This window comes from Mycobacterium lentiflavum, assembly GCF_022374895.2.
GTDB classification, from domain to species: Bacteria; Actinomycetota; Actinomycetes; order Mycobacteriales; family Mycobacteriaceae; genus Mycobacterium; species Mycobacterium lentiflavum.
This window is the reverse complement of sequence record NZ_CP092423.2, coordinates 3778627-3804997: the sequence shown is the minus strand read 5'-3', so window position 1 is coordinate 3804997 and position 26371 is coordinate 3778627. Positions and strand designations below refer to the sequence as shown.

Here is a 26371-nt window from a genome sequence, read left to right as displayed (position 1 = left end):
TCTCGGCTATGCCGCAGGCAAAGACGTCATCTGTTTTCGATCCGTGTCGGCGCGCGGTTCTCACGGCAGCGTCCAGAACACCGTGGTCACCAGCCAGAACAGCACTACCCAAAACCCTATCAACGTGGTGATCAGCAAGGCTGCGCGAACGTTGATCGCCGACTTCGGTGTGTCGGCGGTCGGGTACAGCCACCGTCTCAACAACCGGTTCACATAAAACGGCATCGTGAAAAAGGTCATGATGCAGCTGGAGATTAGATTTGAGATCAGCATTCCCTGCCAAAGTGGCAGCCTTGCCGGCGCCATCGCGAGAGTGAGCAGCATCGCTGTCGGATACAAGCCGACCCACACTGAAATCGCCGTCTTCGCCTGCGATGGACCACGCGCCTGGCCGGCGGGTTCGTCGAAGGTAAACCAACTGCCGAAGGAGTTGTCGAGCGTGCGTAACCGAAAGTCGCTGAACTTCTTTCCCTCGTCGAGAAGCTGTTGACGCTCCGCCGACATCAGCCACCTGTCCAGGTCAGCAGCGCTGTCATAGCGGTAGAGCGCTGTCCATTCGTCTTGCACGCCCTCGATCGGTCGAAAGATCTCAGAACCACGGAAGCCCGGAAATTTGCTCTCCGCCAATCGAAGTCGCTCCTGCCAGGACAGGAATTCGTCGACATGCTCGGGTGTGACGCGATGGGTCACCACCGTTGTGACCAAAGTGTCGGGCGGTGTCGCACCGCCTGTGATGACCTGTTGGGTGGACGGGCACTCGAGGTAGCGCTGCCCTTCAGTCAGCCCGTCCTGACGCGTGGCGCTGTTGATCCATGCCCGCAGATTCGGCAGTGAATCAAAGCGGTAGATCAGCGACCACTGCGGCTGCAATGGCGTCGGCGGATTGATTTCCGCGGCAATGAATCCCGGGTAGTGCGACGCCGCGATGTTGAGCCGCTGCTGCCAGGTGAGAAACGCCTCTTCGCAACCGGGTCGGACTGTTTCGCCGATGATCACTGTGGCGACGTTGTCGGTAGTTTCCTTGGAGGTCATTAGATGTCCGTTGCGCTCAGACGGTCGGGATCATTTGGCGTGACTGCAGGGCCGCAAAGATCCGGTCCGGGGTTAACGGCAGCTCACGGTATCGGACACCGGTCGCGTCGTACACCGCGTTGGCCATGGCGGGCGCGACCGGGTTGATGCACATTTCGGCGATCCCCTTGGACCTCAGGGGGCCCGCCGAGTCGGTGGAGTCGACCAGGATTACCTCCGTACGTGGCGCGTCGGCATAGGTCGGGATGCGGTAGTTGCGCAGCGTCGGATTGATCATCACGCCGTCCTCGTCGATCATGTGGTGCTCGGTCAGCACGAAGCCAAGGCCCTGGGTCACGCCGCCTTCGATCTGTCCGCGAACCTGTTGCGGATTGATCACCACTCCGGCATCGGTGGCGTGCACGCTGTAGAGGACGCGAATCTCCCCGGTTATCCGGTGCACCGCGATACGAAATCCGTGCGCATTGCAGGCGAGACTGCGCGGCGAACCATATGCCTTGCGCGATTCGGTCAACAGCACGCCGCGGCCCGCGGCGGCGGCCACCAGTTCCGTCAGCAGCACCCGGGCTTCGCCGCAGCGCACCGCGTCATCGTCCATCGTGCACGACGCCAGGTCGACGCCGGTGTGCGCGGACGCGAAGCGCAAGATGCGGTCGCGCAGCGCGATCGACGTCCGCAACACGGCGTTGCCGGCGACGAACAGTCCGGCGCTGGCGAATGCCCCGGTATCGAACCCGGTGCGGTCGGTGTCGGACTGCACCAGCCGGATCCGCTCTGCGGTGGTGCTCAGCGCGGCCGCGGCGATCTGGGCGTGGGCGGTCGACGTTCCTTCGCCGAATTCGCAAGTGCCTATCGCGATCTCGTATATCCCGTCTTCGCCTAGGGTGGCGAGCCCAACAGAGATGTGCTCGGTGGGCGGCGCGGTTTCGTGTATCGAACCGGCTGCGCCGGTGCCGATCAGCCAGTCCTCACCTAACGCCTCCCCGTTGGGCTGGGAACGCAGCGCGGCGTCGACACGATCGATACACGTAGACAGTGTGTCCTCGGTGAACTCCACGTCGTCCGCCTCTACGTGGATCGCCAGCAACGGGTCCCCGGGACGAACGATGTTGCGCCGCCGCAACTCCAGCGAATCGATGCCCAGCGCGACGGCTAGCTCGTCCATTGCCGACTCCACCGCAAACGCGGGTTGAGTCATGCCGTAACCGCGCAACGCGCCACTGGGCACGGTATTGGTGTACACCGCGTAGGCGTCGAATTTCTTGTTAGGACAGCGGTAGATCGCGACCGCGGCGGCTCCGGCGAACGCGGTCTCCCCGCCGTGATTGCCGTAGGCGCCGGTGTTGGACACGTTGCGGAAGTGGAAGGCGGTCAGCGTGCCGTCGGCGCGCGCACCGAGCTTCACGGTGATCTTCATCGGGTGCCGGGGCGAGGCTGTGGTGAATTCCTCTTCGCGGGTGTATTCCCAGGATGTCGGTCGGCCGGTGTCCAGCGTGGCCAGCGCCACCAAATCCTCGCTGATCACTTCCTGCTTTCCGCCGAAACCGCCACCGACGCGCTTGCAGAAGACCCGGACTTGATCCGGGCGCAAGTTGAACAGGTGCTCCAGCTTGCCCTTGCAGACCCACGGGGACTGCGAGCTGGTCCGTACGTGCAGCCGGCCATCTTCCGTCCAGGCAATTGACCCGTGCGTCTCCAAATGTGCGTGCTGCACTCGCGGCGTGAAGTACGTGCCTTCATGAATGACGTCGGCTTCGGCGAAACCCTTTGCCACATCACCGATCTCACCGTGCAGCTCGACCAGGATGTTATGTACGGGGTCCTGAATGAACGGGTCGGCGGAACCGTGCAGCTGCGGCGCACCGAGCTTCATCGCCTCGTCGGGATCGAACACCGGGGGCAGCAGTTCGTACTCGACCACGACCTTGCGGCAGCCCTCTTCGGCGGCGCCGATGGTATCGGCCAGCACCGCGACCACCCGCTGGCCCACGAAGCGCACCACGTTGTCCAGTAGGTAGGTATCGTCGGGGTCGACAAGATGATCCGTGTGGATCGCGGTGCTGAATAGCTTGCGGGGCACGTCTTCCCAGGTGTACACGCGGTGCACCCCGGGCACGGCCAGGGCTGCCGACTTGTCGATGGAGACGATGCGCGCATGCGCGTGCGGTGAGTGCAGGATCTTGAGATGGAGCATGTCGTCCATCTCGGTGTCCATGGTGTATTCGGCGCGTCCGGTCACTACGTCGGTGCCTGCGGGTGCGCCCACACTCGTGCCGATCGCCTCACCGGGCGCTGCCTCTTCGACCGCGGCCACGCCGTTGACGGCATCTTCGATCGCCCGATAGCCGGTACAGCGGCACAGGTTGCCTTTCAACGCATGCGGCAAGTCCTTCTTTTGTTCATCGGTCAAGGCGGCTGCCGTCATGATCATGCCGGGAGTGCAAAAGCCGCATTGAAATCCGGGGGCGTCGCGGAATTGCCTTTGCATCGGGTGCAGGTTTTCGGGTGAACCCAGCCCCTCGATCGTGGTCACCTGATGCCCGTCGGCGCGGAAAGCAGGTGTGATGCAGCTGTGCACCGCGCGGCCGTCGAGCCAGACTGTGCATGCGCCGCAATCGCCTGCGTCACAACCCTTTTTAACCCCGTACCAGCCCAAGCGACGCAGGAAGGTCCGCAGGCACTGGCCTGGCTGTGGCTCCTGCGAGAACGTCGTGCCGTTGACGGTGTAGCTCATCGCGTACCCCCGAGCTCGGCCCGGATTTCTTCGGCGTAGTGCTTGGTCAGGTGTCGCCGGTGCGCTGGCGTCCCGTTGGGGTCGGCGAACCAGAACTCCGTTGGGATCGCATCCACGAGTCGTTGCAACGTGTCGGCGTCGGGCACGGTGCCGAATTCCAGCACCAGCGGATGCGTGGTCGCCGCTGTAATAGTGAGCATCAGATCGTCGGCGCCCGGCGTTTGGGTGGCCACCAGGAATACGGTGGAGCGGCCGAGCTTAGTGAGCGTGAAGCGCCGATAGGTATAGCGCCTGCCAAGGCTGTGTTCGGGGACGTGAACGCTGCGCAAGATCTCCCCGGGCCCCAGCACATTTTGGTGGTCGCCGATAACGAAATCCTTTGCCGCAACCGTCCGTTCTGTCCCGTCGGCAGCCCACAGTAGGTAGGTCGCCTGCAGTGCTACGGCCATGGTGATCATTGGTCCTGCGGGCAGGGACATGCAGATGTTGCCGCCCACCGTGGCGGCATTCCACACCTTGAGCGGCGCGAGGAACATCTCGCAGCTGGTCTGCAGCAGCCCCCCGGCGAGCCAGTCGACGGGCGGCACAAATTCGTAGAGCTCTCTGACCGTGCACGTCGCGGCGATCTCGAGTCCTTCGGAGTTGGACACCAGGCTGGGCCAGCCAAGCCCGGCGAGGTCGACCAGTCGGTTCACGGCAGGCTGCGGCTGGGAGAACAGCCACGTTCCGCCTGCCAGCCACGCATCACCGGTGCGCCAGGCGGCACCCGGGCGATCGGACGGTCGGCGGACAACGTCGACGACGGTGTTGAGATCCATGCGACCCCCCCGGGGCTTCTGGCTGAGCACGCTGAGCGGCCCAACTCTAGATACCCGGCTCGATCTAGGGAGAGTTTCGGGCAATTTGGCGCGCCACGGTGTCCGACGCCGCGCGAGGGCGCCCTGAATGACCACTGGTCATTCACGCAATAACTTCCGCCACAACACAATTAGCGAGTATTTAACAGTCGGCGGACACCGCCGTTGGGCGCCCGGTGGCATACTGACGCCGCCGGCGCTCGGGAGACGGCGGTATCGATCGTGGCCGACCTCATCGCCCAGGGCTGAGGCGGCGGCCGTCCGCTGACCGGAATCGCGCGGCCTTACTCCTTGGAGCGAGTGACGGGACTCGAACCCGTGTATACGGCTTTGCAGGCCGCTGCCTAGCCGCTCAGCCACACCCGCATGAGGGCTTACCATGCCAGCACAAGGTGCTGGAGCCCAGTATTTTTCTCGGCCCGATCATTTCGGTCTAGCGGTGCCGCGGGCCGCGACAGTAAGGTCGCAAAATGACCAACGGTCGTCTCGCCGATCCCGATTGTTCCCTGCGAACCGACCCGCGCGCAGACCCGCGAATGGTCAAAGCTCTCGCACCATTCGGTCTTGACGGCAATGCGCCGACGGTGGCACTGACACGGGATGCGCCGCTCGAGGAACTGCTGGCCTATGCCGCGATGGCCGAGGAAGGGATGGGCGCCGTGCTCGGTGCGTTCGCGGCGGGTGTTCCGGACGCGGATGGCGTGACCACCACGGCGACGACGATCACCGGCGAAGACGGCAACGACGTAACGCTCTACGTCAGCCGCCCCGATGTGGATGGGCCATTGCCTGCCGTGGTGCACCTGCACGGTGGCGGCATGGCCATCGCAAGCGCCGCCGACGCAACGTACACGCGGCTGCGCGAGTACATCGCGGGCACCGGACTTGTCGTCGTCGGCGTCGAGTTCCGCAATTCCGGCGGAAAACTCGGCCCGCACCCCTTTCCCGCCGGACTGAACGACAGCGCGGCCGCTGTTCGTTGGGTGGCATCGCGTCGTGCAGAACTCGGCGTTACCCACCTGGTCGTCGCAGGCGAGTCCGGCGGCGGCAATCTCACGCTGACCGTGGCGCATAAGGCGAAACGCGAGGGGTGGCTGCACGAAATCGCGGGGTTTTACGCGCAATGTCCGTACATCTCTAATCGATGGCATGACGTCCCCGATGAATTGCCTTCACTGCGAGAATGCGACGGCTACTTCATCAGTCTTCAACAGTTGGAGCTACTGGGTTCGCTTTACGATCCCGACGATGAGAACTCGAACGACCCCACCTGTTTTGCCGGCGTTGCGACCGACGAGGATCTGAATGGCCTTCCACCACATGTGATCTCGGTCAACGAACTCGACCCGTTGCGCGACGAGGGACTGGATTACTACCGCCGTCTGGTGCGCGCGGGTGTACCCACTGTGGGCCGGTTGGTCGCGGGCACCTGTCACGGGGGCGATCTGATATTCGCGGGCGCGATGCCCGAGGTGTTCGTGGCCAGCATCCGCGATCTCAGCGGCTTCACCAAGAGCCTCGCTTAGGCGCCTAGGCCGATCGGCGCGGGCGTAACCGCAGGCCGAAAAATCAGCCCGATTCTCGGCGTGACGACGCTCGCGGCCCGATCAAAGCCCGATGTAGACAGCCTTGGTGTTGAAGTAAGCCTCGATGCCCTTGCGGCCACGCTCGCCGCCCCAACCCGATTGCTTGTGGCCACTGATCGGCATCGACGGGTCGGCCGCGAGCGAGGAGTTCACCCAAATCTGGCCTGCGCGAAGCTCATTCACGACACGATGGGCCCGGCTGAGGTTCTCGGTCCAAATCGAGCCGGCCAGCCCGTAGTGCGTGTCGTTCGCGGCGGCGATCACCTCGTCCTCGTCGTCGAACGGAATCACGCAGCCGACCGGACCGAAGATCTCCTCCTTGATGAGCCGCATGTCGGGTGTGGTGTTGGTGACGATCGTCGCCTCGTAGAAGTAGCCCTTGCGGTCCATTGGTTTGCCGCCGGTGATCACCTGCGCGCCGCCGGCGACGCCGTCGTTGACGATGCCCTCCACGCGCTTGCGCTGCTTGTCACTGATCAGCGGCCCGAGCACGGAGTCGGGATCGTCGCTGCCACCCATCGGCAGCATCTGAGCAAAGCCGGCGAGCCCTTGGACCACCTGGTCGTAGATGCCGCGTTGCACGTAGATGCGCGAGGTACACGAGCAGTTCTGCCCCGAACCGGCCAGCAGGCCCATGCCGGCCCCCATGATCGCCTTGTCGAGATTGGCGTCGTCGAACATGATCAGCGGCGACTTGCCGCCGAGCTCGAGCGTGAGGCGCTTGAGGTTGCCCGCCGCCGCCTTGACGATCAGCCGTCCGACCTCCGTCGATCCCGTGAACGAGATCTTGTCGATGTCCGGGTGCGCGGTCATTGCCGCACCCGTGGTCTCGCCGTAGCCAGTGATGACATTGAGGACGCCGTCGGGCAGGCCTGCCTCGCGGAAGATCTCTTCGAGCTTCAACGCGGTGAGCGGCGTCTCCTCGGCGGGCTTGAGGACCGCGCTGCAACCCGCCGCCAAGGCGGGCGCGACCTTGAGCATCGCGACGAAGAAGGGCCCGTTCCACGGAATGATCAGGCCGACGACGCCGACCGGCTCGAGCTGGGTGAACGTGTGGTAGGTCTCCCAGGTGCCGAGCAGGCCGTCGGACACGAGGTTCGCCGACTCGCCGTGGATCTTGCCGACCCAGCCGGCGTAGTACTTCAGCATGTCGACCGACACCGGGATGATGTGACGCGCGGCGGTCAGGTTCATGCCGTTGTCCTGGCCCTCGAGCGCGGCGAGTTCGTCGGTGCGCGCCTCGATAATGCGAGCGGCGCGGAAGAGCACGTTCGCGCGGTGTGACGCGGGCGCCTTGCGCCACACACCCGACTCGAAGGTCTCGCGCGCGCGGGCCACGGCCGCGTCGACGGCCGCTTGGTCGGAGTCGGGGACCTCGGTGATCAGCTCTTCGTTGGAGGGGTTGTAGACCGCGATGGCGTCAGCCAATGTCCTTCATCCTTTCGGCGAGCCGCCGGAGTGGGGTCGTCGCTCGACAGAGGTTACGCGCGTAACTAGTGAGTGTCTAGTACGGCTCAGGTGGAGTCGCGGATGACCAGCGACGCGATGTCCCGGCCGGCCGGAGGGGATTCGTCGGGTAAGCGCAGCTCGGTCAAAACCGCTGACAGTGCCACCTCGGCGATTGCCGTGCGGTCGAACACCACGGTCGTCAACGCGGGGACGCTGAACGGGGACAGGGCCGTGGCGTCGACACCGATGACCGCGAGGTCGTCCGGGCAACGAAGTCCGGCGCGCCGAATGCCGTCGAGCACCACGAAGGCCACCTCGTCGCTTTGTGCGCAGACCGCGGTGACGCCCGCGTCGTGCAATTCGCGGACCGGTGTAGCGCTGTCGTCCGGCGTTAACGCGGTCACGACGACGTCGGGCAGACCGTGCTGGTGCGCCGCGCGTCGGACGCCGTCGATCCAGTAATCGCCAACAGCGCGCCATCGACGATCGCCGGAGTAGGCAAATCCGAGGTTGCGATGACCCCGAGAGACGAGGTGGTCGACACGCATCTGTCCGACCGAGTACTGCGGGTCGCCGAGCCCCGACAGGGTATGCACGCAGATGTGAGGGATGGCTGCGTCCTTCACGGCGCCAGATGCCTTGCGGCCCAACGGAAAAAGGCTCGTCACGGCGATCGGCTGGAGATGATTGATGGCGTCGGCGACCGCGTCGTCGTGCTCGGTCTCGAACAGCTGAACCTGCATGATGCCACGGCGGGTCAACTCGGTGGTCATGTACGTGCCCACCTGCATGGGCATCTCACCGCCGGCGAGCCGCGGCACGATGTACAAGATCACGCCGCTTTTCCCGCGGGCGAGGTTGCGGGCGGCAAGGTTGGGCCGGTACCCCAATTCCGCGGCGGCACTGTGGACGGCGGCGCGGGTCTGCGCCGAAATGGTGCGCCCGACGGAGTTGTTCAGCACGTAGCTGACCGTCGCGGTCGACACGTTCGCCATGCGCGCGACGTCGGCCTTGGTGGGCCTGCCCTTCACGCTCAGATCGACCTCCCAGCCAGCAGTCGCGAGTGACGACTTAGATTACGTCGATGGAGGCGCGCTGCCTGCGCATTCAATCTCTGGTTTGGCCGCCCATTGAAGTCACGCGGTCGGATGCGAAAGACTCGGTACGGGCCGACCAGCCGCAGAACTACCCGTAATCGTTGGTGGTGGACGCAATGAACCGTAGACATGTGTGCGCCGCGCCGGTTGCCTTCGCGATGATCGTGGTCGCAACCGTCGGCTGTGGGCAGTCGGCAGCGGCACCGGCGATGGTCGCCGAGGCGCCGGGGGTGCGCCTCGGCGTGCAGCCGCAGCTGGCATCCGACCCCGCGCAGCTGGCCAAAGATCTCGTCGCCGACGAACTCGCGCTGCGTGACCCGTCGACGCCGGAGGCAGCGCTGGCCGCGGCGGCGCACCGAGAGCAAGCGGCTTACCGGGCCATCGGGCGGCACCCGGAATGGGATGCGACCGTCCGACCGCTCGTCCCGGCGTCGATAATCGATGTCTACGACCGCAATGTCGACGCCCGCCGACAGCTCCAGGCGATGGCACAAGTTCGGGACACCGTGCCGGCCTGGCGCATCGACCCGCCGGCTCCGGCCGATGAGTTGATGGGTTACTACCACGCGGCGGAAGCCGAGTCCGGCGTCGGCTGGAACTACCTGGCCGCGATCAACCTGGTCGAGACCCGTTTCGGCAGCATCAACGGCGTGAGCACCGCCGGCGCCCAAGGTCCCATGCAGTTCTTGCCTTCGACGTTCGCCTCCTACGGACAGGGCGGCGACGTCAACTCGCTCCACGACAGCATCATGGCGGCGGGCCGGATGCTCAACGCCAACGGATTTGCCGACGACCGCGATCGCGCCATCTACAGCTACAACCACGCGCACCAGTATGTGCAGGCGGTCGACGACTACGCCGCGTTGATCGGGGCTGATCCCGCGGCGTTTGCAACGTTCTACCGCTGGGACGTCTACTACGTCACGACCGCCGGCGATGTGTTGCTGCCAATCGGTTACGCCGCGTCGTCACCGATCCCCGTCGCCGACTATCTGGCCGCCCACGCGCAGTAGCGTCGCGGGTGCAAACCGGATAGTCGAACTTACCGAACCCGCCCGCCCGCGTAAACGTCACAATTGTGGACTATCCAGCGAAAAACTGGCGACGAGACCTTTGTCGATGGTTCGCTATGAGGGAGCCGCTACGGGCAGCGGTAACCGACCATCTCTGGGTCTGAGCACATTCGGAAGGGATGTCAGTGGTTTTCCGGGCAGACCAGGAGATCGGTCTCGATCTGGCCGCCGTTGACTGGGCGGCCACCCCGCTCGGGCCAGTCGAACATTGGCCGCAAAGCCTGCGCACTGCCGTCAACATCCTGCTGTCGTCGCGGTTCTCGATGTGGATGGCGTGGGGTCCGGAGCTGACCTTCTTCTGCAATGCCGCCTATCGCCGGGACACGCTGGGCCGCAAGTACCCCTGGGCGCTGGGCCGCCCGGCCAGCGAGGTGTGGGCCGAGATCTGGGACGACATCGGTCCGCGGATCGCGAGCGTGTTGGTGACCGGGGAGCCCACCTGGGACGAGGGCTTGATGCTCATCATCGAAAGGTCGGGATACCCCGAGGAGTCGTACCACACGTTCTCCTACAGCGCGCTGCGCGACGAGGACGCCAGCATCGTGGGGATGCTCTGCGTGGTCCGGGAAGACACCGATCGGGTGATCGCTCAGCGGCGGATGGCAACGCTGCGCGACCTGGGTTCGGATCCGAGCGTCGTGCGAACCGAACGTCAGATGCTGGACCACGCGGCCCGGCAACTCGCGAACAATCCCTACGACCTTCCCTTCACGACGATCTATCTGTTCGGCGAGCACGGTGAGGCGCTGCTGGCCGGGGTCAGCGGAATCGAGCCCGGGCATCCCGCGGCGCCGAAAGTACTTCCCGCCGGGGGCCTTTCCGACTGGCCCACCGCCACGTTGGCGCAGGGCATGACCCAACTGATCGACCTCGACAACGACGCACAGGATCTGCCTACCGGCGCCTGGCTCGAGCCGCCCACTCAGGCGCTCGTGGTCCCGCTCCTGCAACAGGGCGGGGAGCCCGTCGGCTTCCTGGTGGCCGGGCTCAATCGGTACCGCCAGTTCGACGACGGCTACCGCGGCTTCGTCGAACTGGTGGCCGGCTACGTCGCGGCAGGCATTGGCAGCGCCCGCAGCTATCGGGCTCAGCAACAGCGGGCCGAGGAGCTGGCCGAGCTTGACCGAGCGAAAACGGCGTTCTTCTCGAACGTGAGCCACGAATTCCGCACCCCGCTCGCGTTGATTCTCGGACCGGTCGACGAGTTGCGCGGCCGGCCAGTCGGGTTGGACGAGCGGGCGCGCCAGGAGCTGGAACTGGTGCACCGCAACGGTTTACGGCTGTCCAAGCTGGTCAACACGTTGCTGGACTTTTCCCGCATCGAGGCGGGGCGGATGCGCGCCCGATTCGAGCCCGTCGACTTGTCAACCGTCACAGCCGATTTGGCGAGTGTGTTCCGATCGGCGATCGACCGGGCCGGTGTGACGTTCTCGGTGGACTGTCCGCCGCTCGACGAACCGGTCTATCTGGATCACGAGATGTGGGAAAAGGTGATCCTCAACCTGCTCTCGAACGCGCTGAAGTTCACCTTCGACGGCACCATCCGGGTCGCGGTGAGCCGCGATGACACCGATGCCATCGTCACGGTGTCCGACACCGGGGTCGGGGTGCCCGCCGCCGAAATGCCCCGGCTTTTCGAGCGTTTCCACCGCATCGAAAGCGCACGCGCGCGCTCCACAGAGGGCAGCGGAATCGGGTTGGCTCTGGTCAAAGAACTCGTCGGACTGCACGGCGGCACTATCTCGGTCGAAAGTCAGGAAGGCGTCGGCACCACCTTCACCATCCGGCTGGCATTCGGCTCGGCCCATCTGCCGACCGACGAAGTCGCGGGGCCACCGGCAACACGTCCCACCTCCGGTGTGATCGCCGAACCGTTTGTACAGGAAGCCTTGCGCTGGCTGCCCGGCGACACCGGCGCCGCAGCGTCGGACGCCAGCAGCACCGCGATGATGACCGCCGTCGCCCCCGCCGGAAAAGACGGCGAACGGACACACGTGCTGGTCGCCGACGACAACGCCGATATGCGTGAATACCTGATTAGACTGCTGCGGGCGTCGGGTTACCAGGTCACTGCCGTCACCGATGGGCAGCAGGCGCTCGACGCCATCCGTGCGCAGGTTCCCGACCTTGTCATCAGCGACGTGATGATGCCCGGGCTGGATGGTCTACAACTGCTGGCGACCCTGCGCGGTGACTCGCGCACCGCGGCTTTACCCGTGCTGTTGCTGTCGGCTCGCGCCGGGCAAGAAGCCTCGATCGAAGGCTTGCTGGCCGGTGCCGACGACTATCTCGTCAAGCCATTTGCCGCCGCCGAGCTCCTGGCCCGGGTGCGCGCCAATGTCGAACTGTCGCGGTTGCGCGGCCATCACAACCGGTGGCGCGCCGCCCTGGTTGATTCGCTGCAGGAAGGGTTCTTCGTCTGCGACGAAAACGGTGCCGTCATCGAGATCAACGCCGCGTTCGGCGAGATCTTGGGCTACGGACCCGAACAGCTGCCCTATGCCCCGCCGCACCCGTGGTGGCCGGGCGCCGAAACCGACCCGGAATCGCTCCGTCACGTCGAGGGGGTCTTCGAGCAGCTGCTGAACGAAACCCAGGGCGCTTTCACTGCCCCGGTGGTCCACCGGGACGGGCACCGCCTGTGGGTCGCGGCCAACTTCAACCACGTGGACGACCCAGACACCGGCCGCCGAATAATGGTCGGCACCCTGCGTGACATCACGACCGAGCACTACATTGTGCAGAGTCAGCTTGCCCTGGCTGCACTGAATCAGCAACTAGCACAAGCGGATACGCTTGATGACACGCTGCGCGGCGCGGTCGGAGAACTACGACAGACGTGGGATGCGCGCCGCGTCCTGGCCGCAACGTTCGCCCGCGACCCTGCCCAGGACGACACCCCGGCACTGGTGTGCGCCGGCGAGCCGTGTGATTGGGACGAACTGCCGCCGGGTCACCGGCTGCTGATCGGGTCGCTGCGAGATTCCGATCTGCTGACCACGGTCGCCGGCGAGCCTGGCACCGCGGGCATCTCGTTGCAGCATCCTCGTGGAGTCCTCGTTGTGTGGATTGAGTTGGCCGAGCAGCGCCCGTTCACCCCGGAGGATCACAACTTGCTGAAGGTCCTGGGTGGACGGCTCAGTCAAGGTCTGCACCGCGTCTATCTGTTGGACGAGCAACGCGAGACCGCTCTGGCGCTGCAGCACGCGATGCTCGGCCCGGCGAATCTGCCGGGCGGCTTTGCGGTGCGGTATCACCCGGCCAGCCATCCGCTACAGGTCGGCGGTGACTGGTATGACGTCGTCGATCTCGACGACGGGCGGGTTGCGTTGATCGTCGGCGACTGCGTCGGTCACGGCCTTGCCGCGGCGACGGTGATGGGTCAGCTCCGCAGCGCGTGCCGGGCCCTGCTGCTCGACCAGGCCGGTCCCAGTGCAGTGCTCGCTGGGTTGGACCGCTTCGCCGCGCGACTGCCCGGAGCCCGCTGTACCACCGCATTCTGCGCGGTGCTCACCCTCGACACAGGTGAGCTGGTGTACTCGAATGCCGGCCATCCGCCACCGATCATGGTGCACGCCAACGGAACTACCGAACAGTTGGATGGCGAACATGGGCTTCCGCTGGCGCTCCGGCCGGACTGGGCCCGGCCCGAAGTCCGCGTGACAATGCGGCCCCGGTCGACGTTGTTGCTCTACACCGATGGCCTGGTCGAACGCCGCGGCCGTTCGATCGACGAAGGCATCGCCAGTGCGACGGATCTGATTCAGGTCGGTCGGTCCCAGTCGCTCGATGAGGTGGCAGACGATCTCATGGTCGGGCTCGAACCTGGCGGCGGCTATTCGGACGACGTGGCCATGTTGCTCTATCGGCAGCCCGCGCCCTTGTCGATGAAATTCGCCGCCGACGTCGATCACCTCGCGCCGAGCCGTGATGCATTGCGCAGCTGGCTGATTCAGGCAGGCGTAGAGCCCGATCAAATTGCATACCTGCTCACCGCCGTCGGTGAAGCTGTCGCCAACGCCATCGAACACGGCTACCGCGATCAACGCGAGGGCACCGTCTCGTTGCGCGCGACCGCGGTCGTCGACGCACTGCACGTGACCGTCACCGACGGCGGCACCTGGAAGACACCGCGCACCATCCCTGGAGCCAACCGGGGCCGCGGCATCACCCTGATGCGAGGTCTGGTGGAGGACATCACAATTCGCTCCACCGAGGCCGGCACCACAGTTCACTTGTACGCGAGGATCGCCTAATGCCCGCACAGCTCACGCTGAACACCGACCAAGGCCCTGACGGAACGCCCTGGGTGACCGCGACGGGGGAGATTGACCTCAGCAACGTCGCCCAGCTCGTCGAGGCACTCAACACCGCTAGCGCGGGGACCCGAAGTCCGATCACCATCGATCTCAGGACGGTCAAGTATCTCGACAGTGCAGGAATCAACGCGCTTTTCGACCACGCCGACAAGGTCGACGGGCTGCACGTCATCGTCCACCGCTTGCTGGTTCGGGTCCTCACGATCAGCGGCCTGGACAAGGTTGCGACCCTGGAAGCCGCATCGGCAGGCGACGCCGGTTAGGGACCAGTTCCTCTCGATTGCTCAGTTGCACAAGCTATATCGATCGAGATACCCGTTAGGTAGTGTCGGCATACGCCTTCGCCACTCGGGTGACGAACTGGTAGACGGCCTCCTCATCCGGGGCTAGCGGGCCCGGACGGGCGAGCGGAGAGGCGAGGCCGCCTTGCACCGGCTCGCAGCCTCTCGCGGCAGCATGCGCGATCGACCGAACGGCGCTAACGCCGCGGCAAGGGGAAAAGCAGCGTCAGTCGCCAGCCTCGGCCGGTAGCAGTGAGTGGGCGACGTGTGCGCCCTCGTAACGGAATTCGTGTGCAGGGCGCCGCAGCGGCTCGATGGTGTTGTCGGTGTGCACGACGACTGCGCCCCCGGACGGGATTCCCAGCCCGGTGGCGGCGCCGTCGAGCGAGGCGATCGCGCGTGACAGCCGCGCCCAGTCAGCCTGCTCGTCGTGGGTGTCGACGACCGCGGGGACGAGATTGAACACATCGAGCAATTCGGTGGCAGCAGATTTCGGCGACTCGACTATTCCATACCGTCCGAGCTGGACCGCGCCGGCTGATATGCCCACCAGGATCGCACCACGGGTATACCGGTCCAGCACCAGGTCTCTCATCCCGGTTTCCTCGAACGTCATCCAACCTAGGCGCACATCACCGCCCGCGAGGACGATCAACTGCGCGCCTTCCAGGAAGGTGCGGTCGGCTGGACCGAACGACGAATCGATCATGCGGCGGTCCGGGATTCCGATCGCATCCATCGCCGCCTCGAAGATGTCGTAGAACTCCGGACGGTCGCCGTTGGAGGCTCCGATGTACGCCGCGCTAAGGCGTGTGTCGCGAGCCAATCCGTCAAGTGCCGCCTCGAGCAACGGGCGGCCACGGTGCTTCCAGAACAGGAGCTGACTGTCCGCGAGCAGATACAGCGGTTGCAGTGGTTTCCGATCGGCATCGGACATGACAGTCACCCTATCGGCGAAGTGCTGCTGCGCGCGGCTCGGTTCCCAGGCGACGCTGATGTGCGTGTCCAAGTGGTGCGGTTACTACCAGAATCGTTGTCTCACAGGGAATACGGAGCAGGTCGATCCGTGTTCGGCGATACGGGCCGTGATCGGCTTCCCGTCGGGTGCCCGGGCATGTTCTGGGTTGGCTCCATGATGCGAGGGTTGGGTGTACGTGTCATAAACTTCTAATTCTTGATAGAACGCGGGACGCCTTGCCCGCACGTTAGATAGCGCCAGTCAGCTTCGTCGCTGGGCACTGGCCGGACAGAGGGGCTGTCGACCATCGATCATGTGGTGATTCAGGACCAAGAGCGCAAACCGTCGACGTGGGCGCCCTTGCGCAACCGCGTGTACCGAGGCCTGTTCGTCGCCCAGTTCATCTCCAATATCGGAACGTGGATGCAGGCGGTGGCGGCGCAATGGTTCCTGGTGGAAAGCCACAGTCCGGACGTCATCGTGGCGCTGGTTCAGACGGCAAGTCTGGGGCCGACGCTGCTTTTGGGGTTATTCGCCGGCGTGCTCGCCGATCTATTCGACCGCCGTCGCCTTCTGATATTTCTGCAAACATATGCTGTGCTGGTGGCGCTTGCGCTGGCGCTGCTGACGAACCTGGGTCGCCTCACCCCGACCGCCCTGTTGATGTTTACCTTGGCCATCGGGTTCGCTTCCGCGTTGACCGGGCCAGCCTGGCAGGCGATTCAGCCCGAGGTTGTTCCGCGCCAGCAGATACCGGCGGTTTCGGTTTTGGGCAGCGTCTCGGCGAACTCCACCCGAGCGATTGGGCCGGCGATCGGCGGTATCGTCGTGGCTTGGCTCGGCCCAGCGGCGGTCTTCGCGATCAACGCGGTGTCGTTCTCGGCGATCATCTTCGCTTTGCGGGCGTGGAATCGGCCGAAGCAAATTGTGCCGGTCGAGCGAGAACGCGTCGGCCAGGCCATTCTGACCGGGCTGCAATACGTCGAGAATAGTCCAATTTTTCGCAGGATCCTCTTGCGCACAGCCCTTTTCCTGTTCCCAGCGTCGGCAATACTCGCACTTCTGCCGGTTGCCGCCGCGCACACGTGGCGCCTGGGAGCCGGCGGCTACGGTGTGGCGCTGGGAGCCATTGGTTTGGGCGCGATACTAGCTGTGATAGCTGCCGAACCGTTGCATGCGCGAATATCGGACAACCGGCTGCTGGCGATCTCTGCCGCGGCGTACGGCCTCGCGCCGGTAGCGGTGGTCTGGCTGCCATTCGGGGCCGCGATTCCGTTTCTGGTGCTGTCGGGGACGGCGTGGCTGATCACGTTGACGACGTTGAACGCCGCAGCGCAACTGTCGCTGCCGCGATGGGTTCGGGCCCGTGGACTGTCGGTGTATCTGTTGGTCTCGACCGGATCTCAGGCGCTCGGCGCCTATGTGTGGGGTCTCCTTGCCACCCGGTGGGGACTTGACGTCGCGATGCTGTGGTCGGCCGTGGTGCTGGGCGTCGCTGCCCTCAGTGTTGCCGTGCTGCCGCTGCGGCCGTGCACCGGGACAGAGAGTGTCGAGGTTTCCAGCGCCTGGCCGACGCCGACGCTCGTGTTCGAACCGTGCCCACAGGATGGACCGGTGCTCGTAGCCGTCCGCTACCAGGTGCCGCCCGAGAACCTCGACGAATTCATCGAAGCGATGCGGGAGGTCAGGCAGTCACGGCTGCGGACGGGCGGGCACAGTTGGCGGCTCTATCACAATGTCGAGGAACCCAACTCGTTCCTCGAGAGGTTCACCGTGACGTCCTGGAGCGAATTTGAGCGGCAACGCACCGAGCGATGGGTAGATGTCGACCATGACGGCGTAACGAAGGCGGTCAGTTACACCGTCGACAACACCCGGCGACACGAGTACTACGTCGCGTTGCGCACGCGCAAGTGAGAGCGGTTATGCGGCTGCGCCGCAACATAATCGCCAATCAGCCGATTGGCCGCGGCGGTCCCAGCGGCTCGCCGGGGCCTAGATCGAGTTGCATCCACGCGACGTCGTGCCAGCGGTCGTTCTTGAAATAGACACGCGGCCAGGCGCCGATATCTTCGAATCCGAAGGATCGGTGAAATGCGTTGCTGGCCTCGTTGGGTTGGGTAATGCCGGCGAAGATTCGCCGGTATCCGCGCTCAGCGAGGCGGTGCAGCACTTCGGCATAAAGTCTGCGGCCCCAACCCGCGCGGTGACGGTCGCCGCTGATGTAGATGCCGGTCTCGGCGGACCAGCTGAAGGAAGGCAGACTGATCAGCGCGTGGCCGTAGGCGAAGCCGATGACCTGATCGTCATGTTCGAGAACGAGCCATTCGTGCGCCCGTTGGGCGTTGGCGATACGCGACGCCATCTCGTCTGGGCTCGGTGCCTCGAGTTCCCAACTGATCAGCGTGTTCTCGACGTACGGCCGGTAGATCGCCACGCAGGCGGCTGCGTCCTGCGGCGTAGCCGAACGCACAGTGCCGCTGATCGCTTGCATGCCAGCAGTCTTGCAGCCGCTCGGTTTGCCCGCGAATCGCGGGTCCAGATTCCGCTGCGTCGTCATCGGCACACAAGACTTGCGATCGCGGAAACGGCCGCCGGGTCATGGACCCGACGGCCGTATCACAGTTTGTCGCAGTGTGCTTGCGAAGGTGGTGGTCTCCGCCTCGGCTCAATCGCCTGGGCGGGACGAACGTCGTGCAACTCCTAGCGCCCCCCGATCACTGGGTGAGAGTTGAAGGGGCGCAGAGGAAAAGTATGAGATTTAGCGGCCGCCGCCGGCGCCGCCGCCGCGGCCACCACCAGCGCCACCACCACGGCCGCCGCCGGCGCCACCGCCGCGGCCACCACCAGCGCCACCACCACGGCCGCCGCCGGCGCCACCGCCGTAGCCGATGAACATTGTCTCGATGCTGTTGTTGATCATGACCCTTACCCTATCGCCGAATCAGGCATGGCGGCAATACGATTCACGGCGCTCATCGGCCCCGGTCGGCAGGTGAACGCAGACCGCAATTCCGTTGAACAAACAGGGGCGCGGGTCGTTGGTGGCGCCCGCTGTTCGCGTTGCTCGGGCCCTTTGAAACAGGTTTGGGCGAGCCCACAGTTCACGAGGCTGCGCGGACCAAATGGGGGATCCGGCACGCAAATCAGGCGATCGACGTGGTTTGCTGTCATGCTCTTGCATGGCGGCCAACCCGCCGTCTACGCGCGAGATGGCGACGTGAACCTCGCGAACCAGGTCGTCGTGACGCAGGGCACGACCTGCCGTTCGTGACCACGCCCAGGTCGTTCGGCCGACTGACCCTGACTGATCTGCTGGGCGCAGGCAGCTCCGATGCGGTGGCGATCGACGAGCGTCCCGCAATGCAGGGGTGTACGGACGACCTGTTCGCGGTCTTCGACGCCGCCGGCGGCGAACCGCGGGGTCTCGACGAAATCAACAGCCACAGCTGATTGGCAAGGGCGATCGTCACTCGGGCTCGGCCTGGTTGCTTACCGGGCGAGCTCATCGAATCGGGCGAGGGCGGCGTCGAGGTCGGACTCGTCGAACATCTCGACGCGGTTCAGCAAGTTGCCGTCGACGGTGATGACGTTGGTTACACGCCACTCGACGTCCAAACCCTCTGGTGTCGTCCCTTTCGCCACATGGGTGACGACCGCGGCGTCGTCAGTCAGCCGGTGAACGGCGACAATACGGAGGGAGTTGTTCTCCGTCTCGTCGAAGGCGACTCGGAGGTAGTCGATCAGGTCGCCGGGTGCCATCGTCGCACCACTGCGGTGATCGATATCCGCGAAATCCACTGTCGTTGGCGGGATGTCACCCCGATTGAGCGCACCATACGCGTCCGTAATGGTCGACCAGGTGTGTGGATGCGCCGCGGCTTCCCCGACGAGGTAACGAGCTTCGAGTTCGGCAAAGGCGGCAGCCATGTCGTCAGGGTCGAAGGCGACGCGTGCCAATATCCTTTCGCCGGAGTCGATCTCCGTGATGCTGAGCAGCTCAACACCGAATTCGCCGTGCCGCAGTGCGCGGTTGGAAGAGTAGAAGCGGGTGAGCGCGAGGCGCTCACCGCGGGTCGCGATAACGGCCAATGTCGTATTCGCCCCGCCGTCTACCGCCAAGGCTTTCATTTTCTCGACGACTTCGTCGCGACCGTGCCAAATCCCCGCATTCACCACGTGCCGACGATCCTCGACCAAAGTATCGGCGGCCAAGGTATGGGCTACCGCCGGCCAGTTGCGTTGCCCCAAATTTGCCACGAAGTGCTTGTCCACTCGGGTTGCCGCGTTTTCCAGCCGTCGCGCTGGTGGGCGCAGTTCCTCAAACCGCGCGAGCGCGGCGTCAATGTCTGCCTCGTCGAAGACCTCGCAGCGGTTGACCATTGCACCCTCGACCGTCAGCAGGGCGATGCCACGCCACTCGGCATTGAAGCCGTCGCGCGAAGTTTCCTCTGCGGAGTATGTGATTAACGATCCGATATTGCTCAGCCGATGCACTTCCTCGACATGGATGTTGATGTCTTGCTTGGAATCCCATCCTGCGTTGATATAGGCGACGACGTCGCCCGGGCCGAAAGCCGTCTCCCGTCGGTGGTCGATGCTCACACAGTCTTGGGCCATCGGCGGCAGCTCACGGCGGTTCAGTGCCGCGTAGCTGGCCGCAACGACTGACCATACGCGCGCGCAGGCTCTGGCTTCGCCAACGACATATCGTGCATCGAGCTCTGCGAGCGCGCCCTGGATATCGTCAGGGTCGAACACGATCCGCCTCACGATCCGGTCATCGGCGTCGATTTCAATGACGTCAAGAACATCGGTATGGAAAGCGCCGCGAGCATGGTCCCAATCCGCATAGCGCAAACGGGTGAGGATGAGCCGTGTGCCGCGCGTCGCAACGACCGTCGACGTCATGTTCGTCCCGCCGAGTTCGGCGACGACGCGCATGCTCGCGATCTCTGCCTCTCGACCCTGTCGGGCTTCAACGCCAACCAACCGACGGCGATCCTCAGTGGAAAAGTCGTCCGCCAGCAGTTCCGCCAATGCGTCCCAGTCGTGCGCGGTGAACCGTGCCAGGAAGCGCTCTGCCACTTGACTTGCGGCGTTTTCAGGTCGCGCTGCAGGCCGGGTTAGTTGTTCGAACCTCGCGAGTGCGGCGTCCAAGTCTGCCTCGTCGAAAAGCTCGCAGCGGTTCAGAATTTCACCTTCTATCGTTAGTAGAAAGACTTCCCGCCACTCTGCGTCGAAGCCCTCTCGTGAGCTGCCATTCATCGCATTGGTTACGACTACTCCACGATCACACAACCGATGCACGGCTTCGACATAGATCTCGGACTTTGGCGTGATATCCCAGGTCGCATGGGTGTATCTAAACAACTCGCCAGGCGCGAAAGCTCTTCCTTGCCGGTGGTCGATATTCACCCAATCTGGCGTCGTCGATGGGAGTTCGTGTCGATTAACCGCGGCGTAGGCGCACAGAATAGCCGACCACGTGTGTGCATGGACGCGCCCTTCCCCGGCGAGGTAACGGGATTCGAGTTCGGCGACGGCCGTCGTGAAGTCGTCGGGGTCGAATGTGATGAGGGCCGTGATCCGCCCCTCGGCGTTGATTTCGACGATATTGAGGACATCGGTGCGGAATGAATCGGGTCTCTGGTCGTGGCCCGAAGCATGCGAACGGTTGAGGAGGAGACGGCCGCCTCGGATTGCAATGATGTCTGAATCGAGGCGCTTTACCCCGATTTCGGCGAGTGCCGACATCTCGGCGATCACGGCATCGCGGCCCTCTCGCAGCCCCACACCGACCACTAGTCGACGATCGTCGTGGAAAGCGTTCTCAGCCAGGGTTTCCGACATGGCATTCCAGTCGCGGGCGGCGAATTGTGACCGGAGGCGCCCGAAGGCGAGCGTTGCCGGATTTTCCAGCCGTGGCGATTGCCGGGTGAGCTGTTCGAACCGCGCGAGTGCGGCATCCAAGTGCGCCTCGTCGAAAATCTCTCCACGACTGAGCATTTCATTTTCGACTGTCAGCAGTTCGATCATCCGCCACTCGGCATCAAAGCCCTCTTGCGAGGTTCCATGCGCAGCATGGGTGAGAACTGCCCCGCTGTCGGAAAGCTCATGCACCACCTCCACATAGAGGCTCACCCCCGGGAGAGCACCCCACGAGGAACGGAGATATGTCTCCAGATCATCTGGACCGATCGCGATGACAGGCCGGTGGTCGACTGTTATCCAATCACGCGTCATCGGGGGGATTTCGTGCCGGTTGAGCGTTGCAAAGGCGTCGGCGATGACCGACCACGTGCGTGCGTAAGCACCCGCTTCACCTGCCAGGTAGCGGGATTCGAGATCGGCAATGGCAGTCGCGAACTCTTCGACATCGAAGACATTGACCGACGCGATCAGCCCGTCCGCGTCGACCTCGACGACGTTGAGGGCATCGTTCTGGATCGTCTCAGGGTCGCGGCCGGCGGCGCGCACACATGCGAGGGCCAGCCGCTCACCGCGGATCGCCACGACGTCCACCATCGATATTGTGAAGCCGAGATCGGCAGCCGCCCGCAGACCGTCGATCGCGGCATCTCGACCGTGTTGGGCCCCAGCATTCACGACCCGCCGATGATCGATGCTGGAAACGTTGCGGCCCATGGTTTCAGCCAGCGCATCCCAGTCGCGGGCGGCGAAGTAGGACCAGAACCGTTGGAATATTCGCGTTGCTGCGTTCTCGAGCCTGGCTGTGCCCTTTTCATCGAACCGAGCCTGCGTGGCATCGAGTTCGGCCATCGCGTCGTCGACGTCGTCGACGTCGAACCAAATCTGCAGCGCCACTTGACCGTTTTCGTTGATGGCGTACAGCTGAAGAAGTTCGTCCTGCGGCGCTCCAGGGCTCGCGTCGGCGGTTGTCGTCATCAATTTAGACAGAGCCAATCGATCGCCTCGCGCCGCTACCATCACATGGTCGATCCGCACCGCGCCCGTCTCCATCTCGCTTCTTATCCCACGGCGTATCGCGGCCGATGGGAGTGTGAGGCCGACGATCTTGCGGCGACTTTCCACCACGGCATCCGGCGCGAACAATCGCTCGAATTCGTCCCAGTCCTGACGGTGGATAGCGGCCATCACGCGTTCGCCCACTCGCACGCATTCGCTGTCCAGCTCGCTGGTGGGTGCTTCGGTCGGGGGAGCGGCGATCGGCACGACCGGCTCCCCGAGCAGACCCCGCGCCAGCTCGGTCAGTGCCACCGCACCTTTGCGTTCGTAGAGGGCGACCGCTTGTTCGGCGGCGGCCCGCGCTCCGGCGGTATTGCCGGCGGCGGCCAAAACGGTTGCGAGCGTGAGGCACGCGTCACCGTGATCGACCAGGGCATCGGTCCGCTCGGCCAACGCCACCGCGGCCTCGGCGACGCGCCGCGCCGCTACGTGGTCGGCGCCGCGGGCCAGCAGGTGCGCCCGAAGCGTACGCCACCCCATCGACGCCTTCAACGCATGGCCGGCGAGACGTTCACTCTCCGTGCATAATTCGTCAGCTTCTGCAAAACGATCCAGCGCGAGGCACGCCCGGCCCAGCAGCGCGGCGGTCTCGGCAGTGTCGGCGTCGAGACCCATGCGACGAAAGCCGTTGTACGCCTTGCGTAGATGCGGCTCCGCCGCTGCAGGGTCATTGACGATGAGTTCGACGATCCCGGCGAACTGCTCAACTTCGAGCCGTGCGTGGCGCAAGCCGAGCTCGGTGACGGTGCGCCTGGCCGAGTCGATCATCCGCCGGGCCGCGGCGGCGCGCCCCCGGAATGCCTCCAACACGGCTTGACACCGCGTCGAGGTGGCCTCGACGGCGGGGGAGTCGGTCGTGATGCGAAGCAGCCGGACCACGTCGAGACACCGTCCACCCGCCCGCGGAACGGGGTTGGGTCCCCACAACGCCGCGAGTGGTGCGCCCGCCAACACCGCGTTCACACTGCGGTGTTCGCGCGCCCGGCGCGCCGCGGTCAGCGCGTCGTCGAGAGCGATTTCGCAGTCGGCCATTCGGCCCAGACGGGCGAGGCACCCCGCGCGGACGGTGTGTGCCTTGGCTTCTCCGGCGGCATCGTCGAGTTGGGCGAGTTTGGCGGCGGCCGCGCTCAGCTCGGATTCGGCCTCGTCCAAACGCTCGGGGTGAATCAACAACGAGAGTTGGCCGTCGAAGCATGCGGCCCACGCCGCGAACCGGGCCGAATCGACTGTCGTTTGCTGCAATTGAGCGACCGCGGCCGCCGCCGACGTCACATCGCCCGCGGCGAGCAGGGCCTCGCAGCGCGCAACCAGAAGCTCGGCCGCTTGGGTGTCGCGGTCGGGCAACTCGTCGTCAATTTCCTCCAGCGCGTGCAGGGCCTGGTGATACAGGTCGGCCGCACCTTCGTAGGCAAGTCGCGCCATCGCCTGGTCCGCGGCACGCCGGCAGTAGAAGACGGCCTTGGCCGCGTTTCCCGCCCAAGCACATTCGAAGTAGTGGTGAGCCAGTTCGGCCAACGGTTCGTCGTCGGCGCCCGGCCGCGTCTCCAGCGTCGCGGCGATGCGCTGGTGCAGTCGCATGCGCCGCACCGATGCCAATTCGGCCAACAGCGACTGGCGCACGATCGCATGGTTGAACCGGTAATTTCCGCCGGGCTCTTCGATGACGATGCCGGCCTGGCACGCCTCGTCGAACGCATCGATCAAGTCGTTTCCGACGACCTGCTCGACCAGTTCCACGGCGAACCTGCTGCCGACCACGGCGGCGGCGGCGAGAGCTTTGTTGGTCTCGACCGGGAGCCGAGAAAGTCTGCGGCTGATCGCTTCTCGTACGCCCTGCGGCAGGGTGCTCTGATCCCACACGCCGCCACTCTCGTCGACGTGGCGCAACGCCTCGATCAGGAAGAAGGGGTTACCGCCCGTGACCGACGCCAATGCGTGAGCGAGGTCCTCGTCGTCGTAGCCGGCCTCGACGACGTATGCGGTCACATCGTCCTCGTCGAGTCCGCTGAGGCTCAAGCGGTTTGCGGTGCCAGACGGGGCACCGCGGTGCAGATCGGCAAGCATCGCGGCCAGCGGATGGGAACGGTCGAGGTCGGTGCTGCGGTAGGTGCCGACGATCTGCATGCGCGCGTGGTCGCCGAAGCGCAGCAGATGCCGTAGCAGCAGCAGCGTCGGCTTGGCCGCCCAGTGCAGGTCGTCGAGGATCAGCAGGACCGGCGCACTCTTGGATGCGATTTCCAGCAGCGCCACCACGGCATCGAAAAGTGCGTAGCGCTCGGTGTCGGGATCCGGGTGAGGCCGGGAAACCAGATCGGGCAGGACATCGGTCAGCCCGGGGGCCAGCGGTAGCAGCGATTCGACGCCGCGCAGTCCCCGCAGTCGGTCAGCACCCATGCAAGGCACGAGCGAACGCAGCGCTTCGGCGAACGGCTGGTAGGGCGCGCCGAGGTCCTCGTCAGACCGGCCGTACAACACGATCGCTCCCTGCGCGTAAGCCCGCTGCGACCATTCACCGGCCAGTCGTGTCTTTCCGACCCCCGGTTCGCCGGCGATCAGCACTGTGGGCACACCACCTGCGAGCGCGGTCTGCCACACCGACAGCAGCTGCTCGAGCTCGCGGCCCCGTCCGACGAACGGCCCGGGTCCGACGAGGACGGCGGGGAGGCCGGGTCGCTCCATCGGCGGTTCGGCTGTCTGCGGTTGGGGCCGGGCCGCGGCGGTTTCGAGGCGCAGCTCGAAAACATGCTCGGGGCGCGCGAGGTTCTTCAGCTGACGCGTCCCGAGGTCGTTGAGCATGACGTCGTCGGCCAGCGAGTCGATGACGAGTTCGGCGGTCGCACCGGAGCACAGGATCTGGCCTCCCTCGGCCAGCGAGCGCAAACGCGCCACCCGGTTGACCGCCCGGCCGAAGTAGTCGCCGTCGCGAAGCTCGACCTCACCGGTGTGTAGCGCCATCCGGACGCGGATGGGCTCCCGAGACGCCCACGGTTCGCACGTGATTGCGTCTTGCAACTCAATTGCCGCGGCGGCAGCTGCGGACGGCCGCTCGAACACCGAGAACGTCGCGTCGCCCTCGCCACGTGTCTTGATCAGCCGACCACCGCGTGAGGTGACGACCTGCTCGACCAGCTCGTCGTGACGAGCGAGGGCGATCGCCATGGCGTCGGCGTCGGCCTCCCAGGCAGCGGTCGATCCCTCGATATCGGTGAGCAGGAAGGTCACAGCACGGGTCACCGACGGAAGATGCTGGGTCACAGCAACGTCCAGCGACGAATCCTGACCAACGATCGCGGTTTCGAGGCGTCGAAGCTCCGGACCGGGATCGACGCCCAGTTCGTCGGCGAGCAGCGACCGCACCCGTTGATAGGCCCCGAGGGCGTCACCTTGCCGGCCGGCCCGGTACAGGGCGAGCATCAGCTGGCCCCATCGTCTTTCACGCAGTGGCGCCTCGGCGACGGCCGCCTCGAGGTCGCCGATGACCTCCGCGGCGCGGCCGGCGGCCAGCAGCGCGTCCGCCCGATCCTCGACGAGTGCGGCGTGGCTTTCGATCCAGCGCGTCTTCTCGGAGACACCCCGCTGGCCGTCGGGCAGTTCGGGGATTCCGCGCCAGAGGACGAGCGCGTCCTCCAAGCACATCACCGCTTGGCTGGTGTCGCCGACGGCAGCGGCATCGCGTCCCGTCTTGGCCGCCGATTTGTAGCGCGACGCATCCACGTCGGCGCCGTCGAGCCGCCAGCCCGCTCCCTCGGTGACCACGAAGCCGTCGCCAAGCGCGCGGCGCAGCGCGGAGATATGGGTTTGCAGGGCCTTCGCGGCGGTGCGCGGTGGATCGTCACCCCACAGCAACTTGATCAATGCGTCGGCGGGCACAACCGATCCGTCGTGCAGTCCGAGCATCGTCAGGATGGCGCGCGGCTTGGCGCCCGGAATAGCGACGGGCGTTCCGTCCTGCCGGACCTGGAGAGGTCCCAAAACCCCCAGTTCCACCGAAGAAA

The 26371-nt window shown here is 65.1% G+C and carries 15 protein-coding genes and 1 tRNA gene; 6 read left to right on the top strand and 10 right to left on the bottom strand.

Features of this window, described 5'->3' with window-relative positions:
• Window positions 1-60 precede the first annotated feature (60 nt).
• The 4 genes from MJO58_RS17835 to MJO58_RS17820 all read right to left on the bottom strand — a co-directional run bounded on the left by MJO58_RS17835 (window position 61) and on the right by MJO58_RS17820 (window position 4989).
• Window positions 61-1032 carry an antibiotic biosynthesis monooxygenase gene (locus tag MJO58_RS17835; protein WP_239720261.1) on the bottom strand — a complete coding sequence of 324 codons (972 nt, stop codon included), beginning with the start codon at window positions 1030-1032 and terminating at the stop codon, window positions 61-63.
• Window positions 1033-1048: 16 nt separating this feature from the next.
• Entirely contained in the window at window positions 1049-3766 is a 2718-nt protein-coding gene (locus MJO58_RS17830) for a molybdopterin-dependent oxidoreductase (RefSeq protein ID WP_239720260.1), read from the bottom strand.
• Window positions 3763-4584, bottom strand: coding sequence for an FAD binding domain-containing protein (locus tag MJO58_RS17825; RefSeq protein WP_239720257.1), 822 nt, complete (start codon window positions 4582-4584; stop codon window positions 3763-3765). The genes MJO58_RS17830 and MJO58_RS17825 overlap by 4 nt, the downstream gene beginning before the upstream one ends.
• 331 nt (window positions 4585-4915) lie before the next feature.
• A tRNA-Cys gene (locus MJO58_RS17820) sits at window positions 4916-4989 on the bottom strand.
• A gap of 104 nt (window positions 4990-5093) precedes the next feature.
• Here MJO58_RS17820 and MJO58_RS17815 point away from each other — a divergent pair.
• A complete protein-coding gene (locus MJO58_RS17815; RefSeq protein ID WP_239720255.1) occupies window positions 5094-6149 on the top strand; it encodes an alpha/beta hydrolase fold domain-containing protein in 1056 nt (351 codons plus the stop codon).
• Between the two features lie 81 nt (window positions 6150-6230).
• Here MJO58_RS17815 and MJO58_RS17810 read toward each other — a convergent pair whose 3' ends face one another.
• Both MJO58_RS17810 and MJO58_RS17805 read right to left on the bottom strand, forming a co-directional pair.
• Complete coding sequence (locus MJO58_RS17810) at window positions 6231-7637, bottom strand: aldehyde dehydrogenase family protein (protein ID WP_239720253.1); 1407 nt, start codon at window positions 7635-7637, stop codon at window positions 6231-6233.
• 86 nt (window positions 7638-7723) lie between these two features.
• Window positions 7724-8653 (bottom strand): LacI family DNA-binding transcriptional regulator, encoded by a 930-nt coding sequence (locus MJO58_RS17805; RefSeq protein WP_239723327.1) that lies wholly within the window; start codon window positions 8651-8653, stop codon window positions 7724-7726.
• Between the two features lie 218 nt (window positions 8654-8871).
• Here MJO58_RS17805 and MJO58_RS17800 point away from each other — a divergent pair, with 218 nt between their 5' ends.
• The 3 genes from MJO58_RS17800 to MJO58_RS17790 all read left to right on the top strand — a co-directional run bounded on the left by MJO58_RS17800 (window position 8872) and on the right by MJO58_RS17790 (window position 14410).
• Window positions 8872-9768, top strand: a complete 897-nt coding sequence (locus tag MJO58_RS17800; RefSeq protein WP_239720251.1) for a lytic transglycosylase domain-containing protein — start codon at window positions 8872-8874, stop codon at window positions 9766-9768.
• A gap of 179 nt (window positions 9769-9947) precedes the next feature.
• Window positions 9948-14084, top strand: coding sequence for a SpoIIE family protein phosphatase (locus MJO58_RS17795; RefSeq protein WP_239720250.1), 4137 nt, complete (start codon window positions 9948-9950; stop codon window positions 14082-14084).
• A complete protein-coding gene (locus tag MJO58_RS17790) occupies window positions 14084-14410 on the top strand; it encodes an STAS domain-containing protein (RefSeq protein WP_239720249.1) in 327 nt (108 codons plus the stop codon). Before MJO58_RS17795 ends, MJO58_RS17790 begins: the two co-directional genes overlap by 1 nt.
• A 244-nt stretch (window positions 14411-14654) precedes the next feature.
• Here MJO58_RS17790 and MJO58_RS17785 read toward each other — a convergent pair whose 3' ends face one another.
• Window positions 14655-15365, bottom strand: a complete 711-nt coding sequence (locus MJO58_RS17785; protein WP_239720248.1) for a Type 1 glutamine amidotransferase-like domain-containing protein — start codon at window positions 15363-15365, stop codon at window positions 14655-14657.
• A 336-nt stretch (window positions 15366-15701) separates the two neighbouring features.
• Here MJO58_RS17785 and MJO58_RS17780 point away from each other — a divergent pair, with 336 nt between their 5' ends.
• Window positions 15702-17303, top strand: a complete 1602-nt coding sequence (locus MJO58_RS17780; protein WP_239720247.1) for an MFS transporter — start codon at window positions 15702-15704, stop codon at window positions 17301-17303.
• Window positions 17304-17340: 37 nt separating this feature from the next.
• On the opposite strand, the gene MJO58_RS17775 is transcribed toward MJO58_RS17780, so the two are convergent.
• Entirely contained in the window at window positions 17341-17946 is a 606-nt protein-coding gene (locus MJO58_RS17775; RefSeq protein WP_239720245.1) for a GNAT family N-acetyltransferase, read from the bottom strand.
• Between the two features lie 201 nt (window positions 17947-18147).
• Complete coding sequence (locus MJO58_RS17770) at window positions 18148-18309, bottom strand: hypothetical protein (RefSeq protein WP_175364454.1); 162 nt, start codon at window positions 18307-18309, stop codon at window positions 18148-18150.
• Window positions 18310-18656: 347 nt separating this feature from the next.
• Here MJO58_RS17770 and MJO58_RS17765 point away from each other — a divergent pair, with 347 nt between their 5' ends.
• The gene (locus MJO58_RS17765; protein ID WP_239720243.1) at window positions 18657-18839 is read left to right on the top strand and encodes a hypothetical protein; all 183 of its coding nucleotides are present in this window, start codon (window positions 18657-18659) and stop codon (window positions 18837-18839) included.
• Between the two features lie 39 nt (window positions 18840-18878).
• Here the strand turns inward: MJO58_RS17765 and MJO58_RS17760 are convergent, their stop codons facing one another.
• The gene (locus tag MJO58_RS17760) at window positions 18879-26363 is read right to left on the bottom strand and encodes a BTAD domain-containing putative transcriptional regulator (protein WP_259608768.1); all 7485 of its coding nucleotides are present in this window, start codon (window positions 26361-26363) and stop codon (window positions 18879-18881) included.
• Window positions 26364-26371: the final 8 nt, after the last annotated feature.

Coding starts and splice junctions, on each gene's coding strand:
- MJO58_RS17835 (WP_239720261.1), bottom strand. CDS start 1,032: ATGACCTCCAAGGAAACTACCGACAACGTCGCCACAGTGATCATCGGC.
- MJO58_RS17830 (WP_239720260.1), bottom strand. CDS start 3,766: ATGAGCTACACCGTCAACGGCACGACGTTCTCGCAGGAGCCACAGCCA.
- MJO58_RS17825 (WP_239720257.1), bottom strand. CDS start 4,584: ATGGATCTCAACACCGTCGTCGACGTTGTCCGCCGACCGTCCGATCGC.
- MJO58_RS17815 (WP_239720255.1), top strand. CDS start 5,094: ATGACCAACGGTCGTCTCGCCGATCCCGATTGTTCCCTGCGAACCGAC.
- MJO58_RS17805 (WP_239723327.1), bottom strand. CDS start 8,653: ATGGCGAACGTGTCGACCGCGACGGTCAGCTACGTGCTGAACAACTCC.
- MJO58_RS17800 (WP_239720251.1), top strand. CDS start 8,872: ATGAACCGTAGACATGTGTGCGCCGCGCCGGTTGCCTTCGCGATGATC.
- MJO58_RS17795 (WP_239720250.1), top strand. CDS start 9,948: ATGTCAGTGGTTTTCCGGGCAGACCAGGAGATCGGTCTCGATCTGGCC.
- MJO58_RS17790 (WP_239720249.1), top strand. CDS start 14,084: ATGCCCGCACAGCTCACGCTGAACACCGACCAAGGCCCTGACGGAACG.
- MJO58_RS17785 (WP_239720248.1), bottom strand. CDS start 15,365: ATGTCCGATGCCGATCGGAAACCACTGCAACCGCTGTATCTGCTCGCG.
- MJO58_RS17775 (WP_239720245.1), bottom strand. CDS start 17,946: ATGACGACGCAGCGGAATCTGGACCCGCGATTCGCGGGCAAACCGAGC.
- MJO58_RS17770 (WP_175364454.1), bottom strand. CDS start 18,309: ATGATCAACAACAGCATCGAGACAATGTTCATCGGCTACGGCGGTGGC.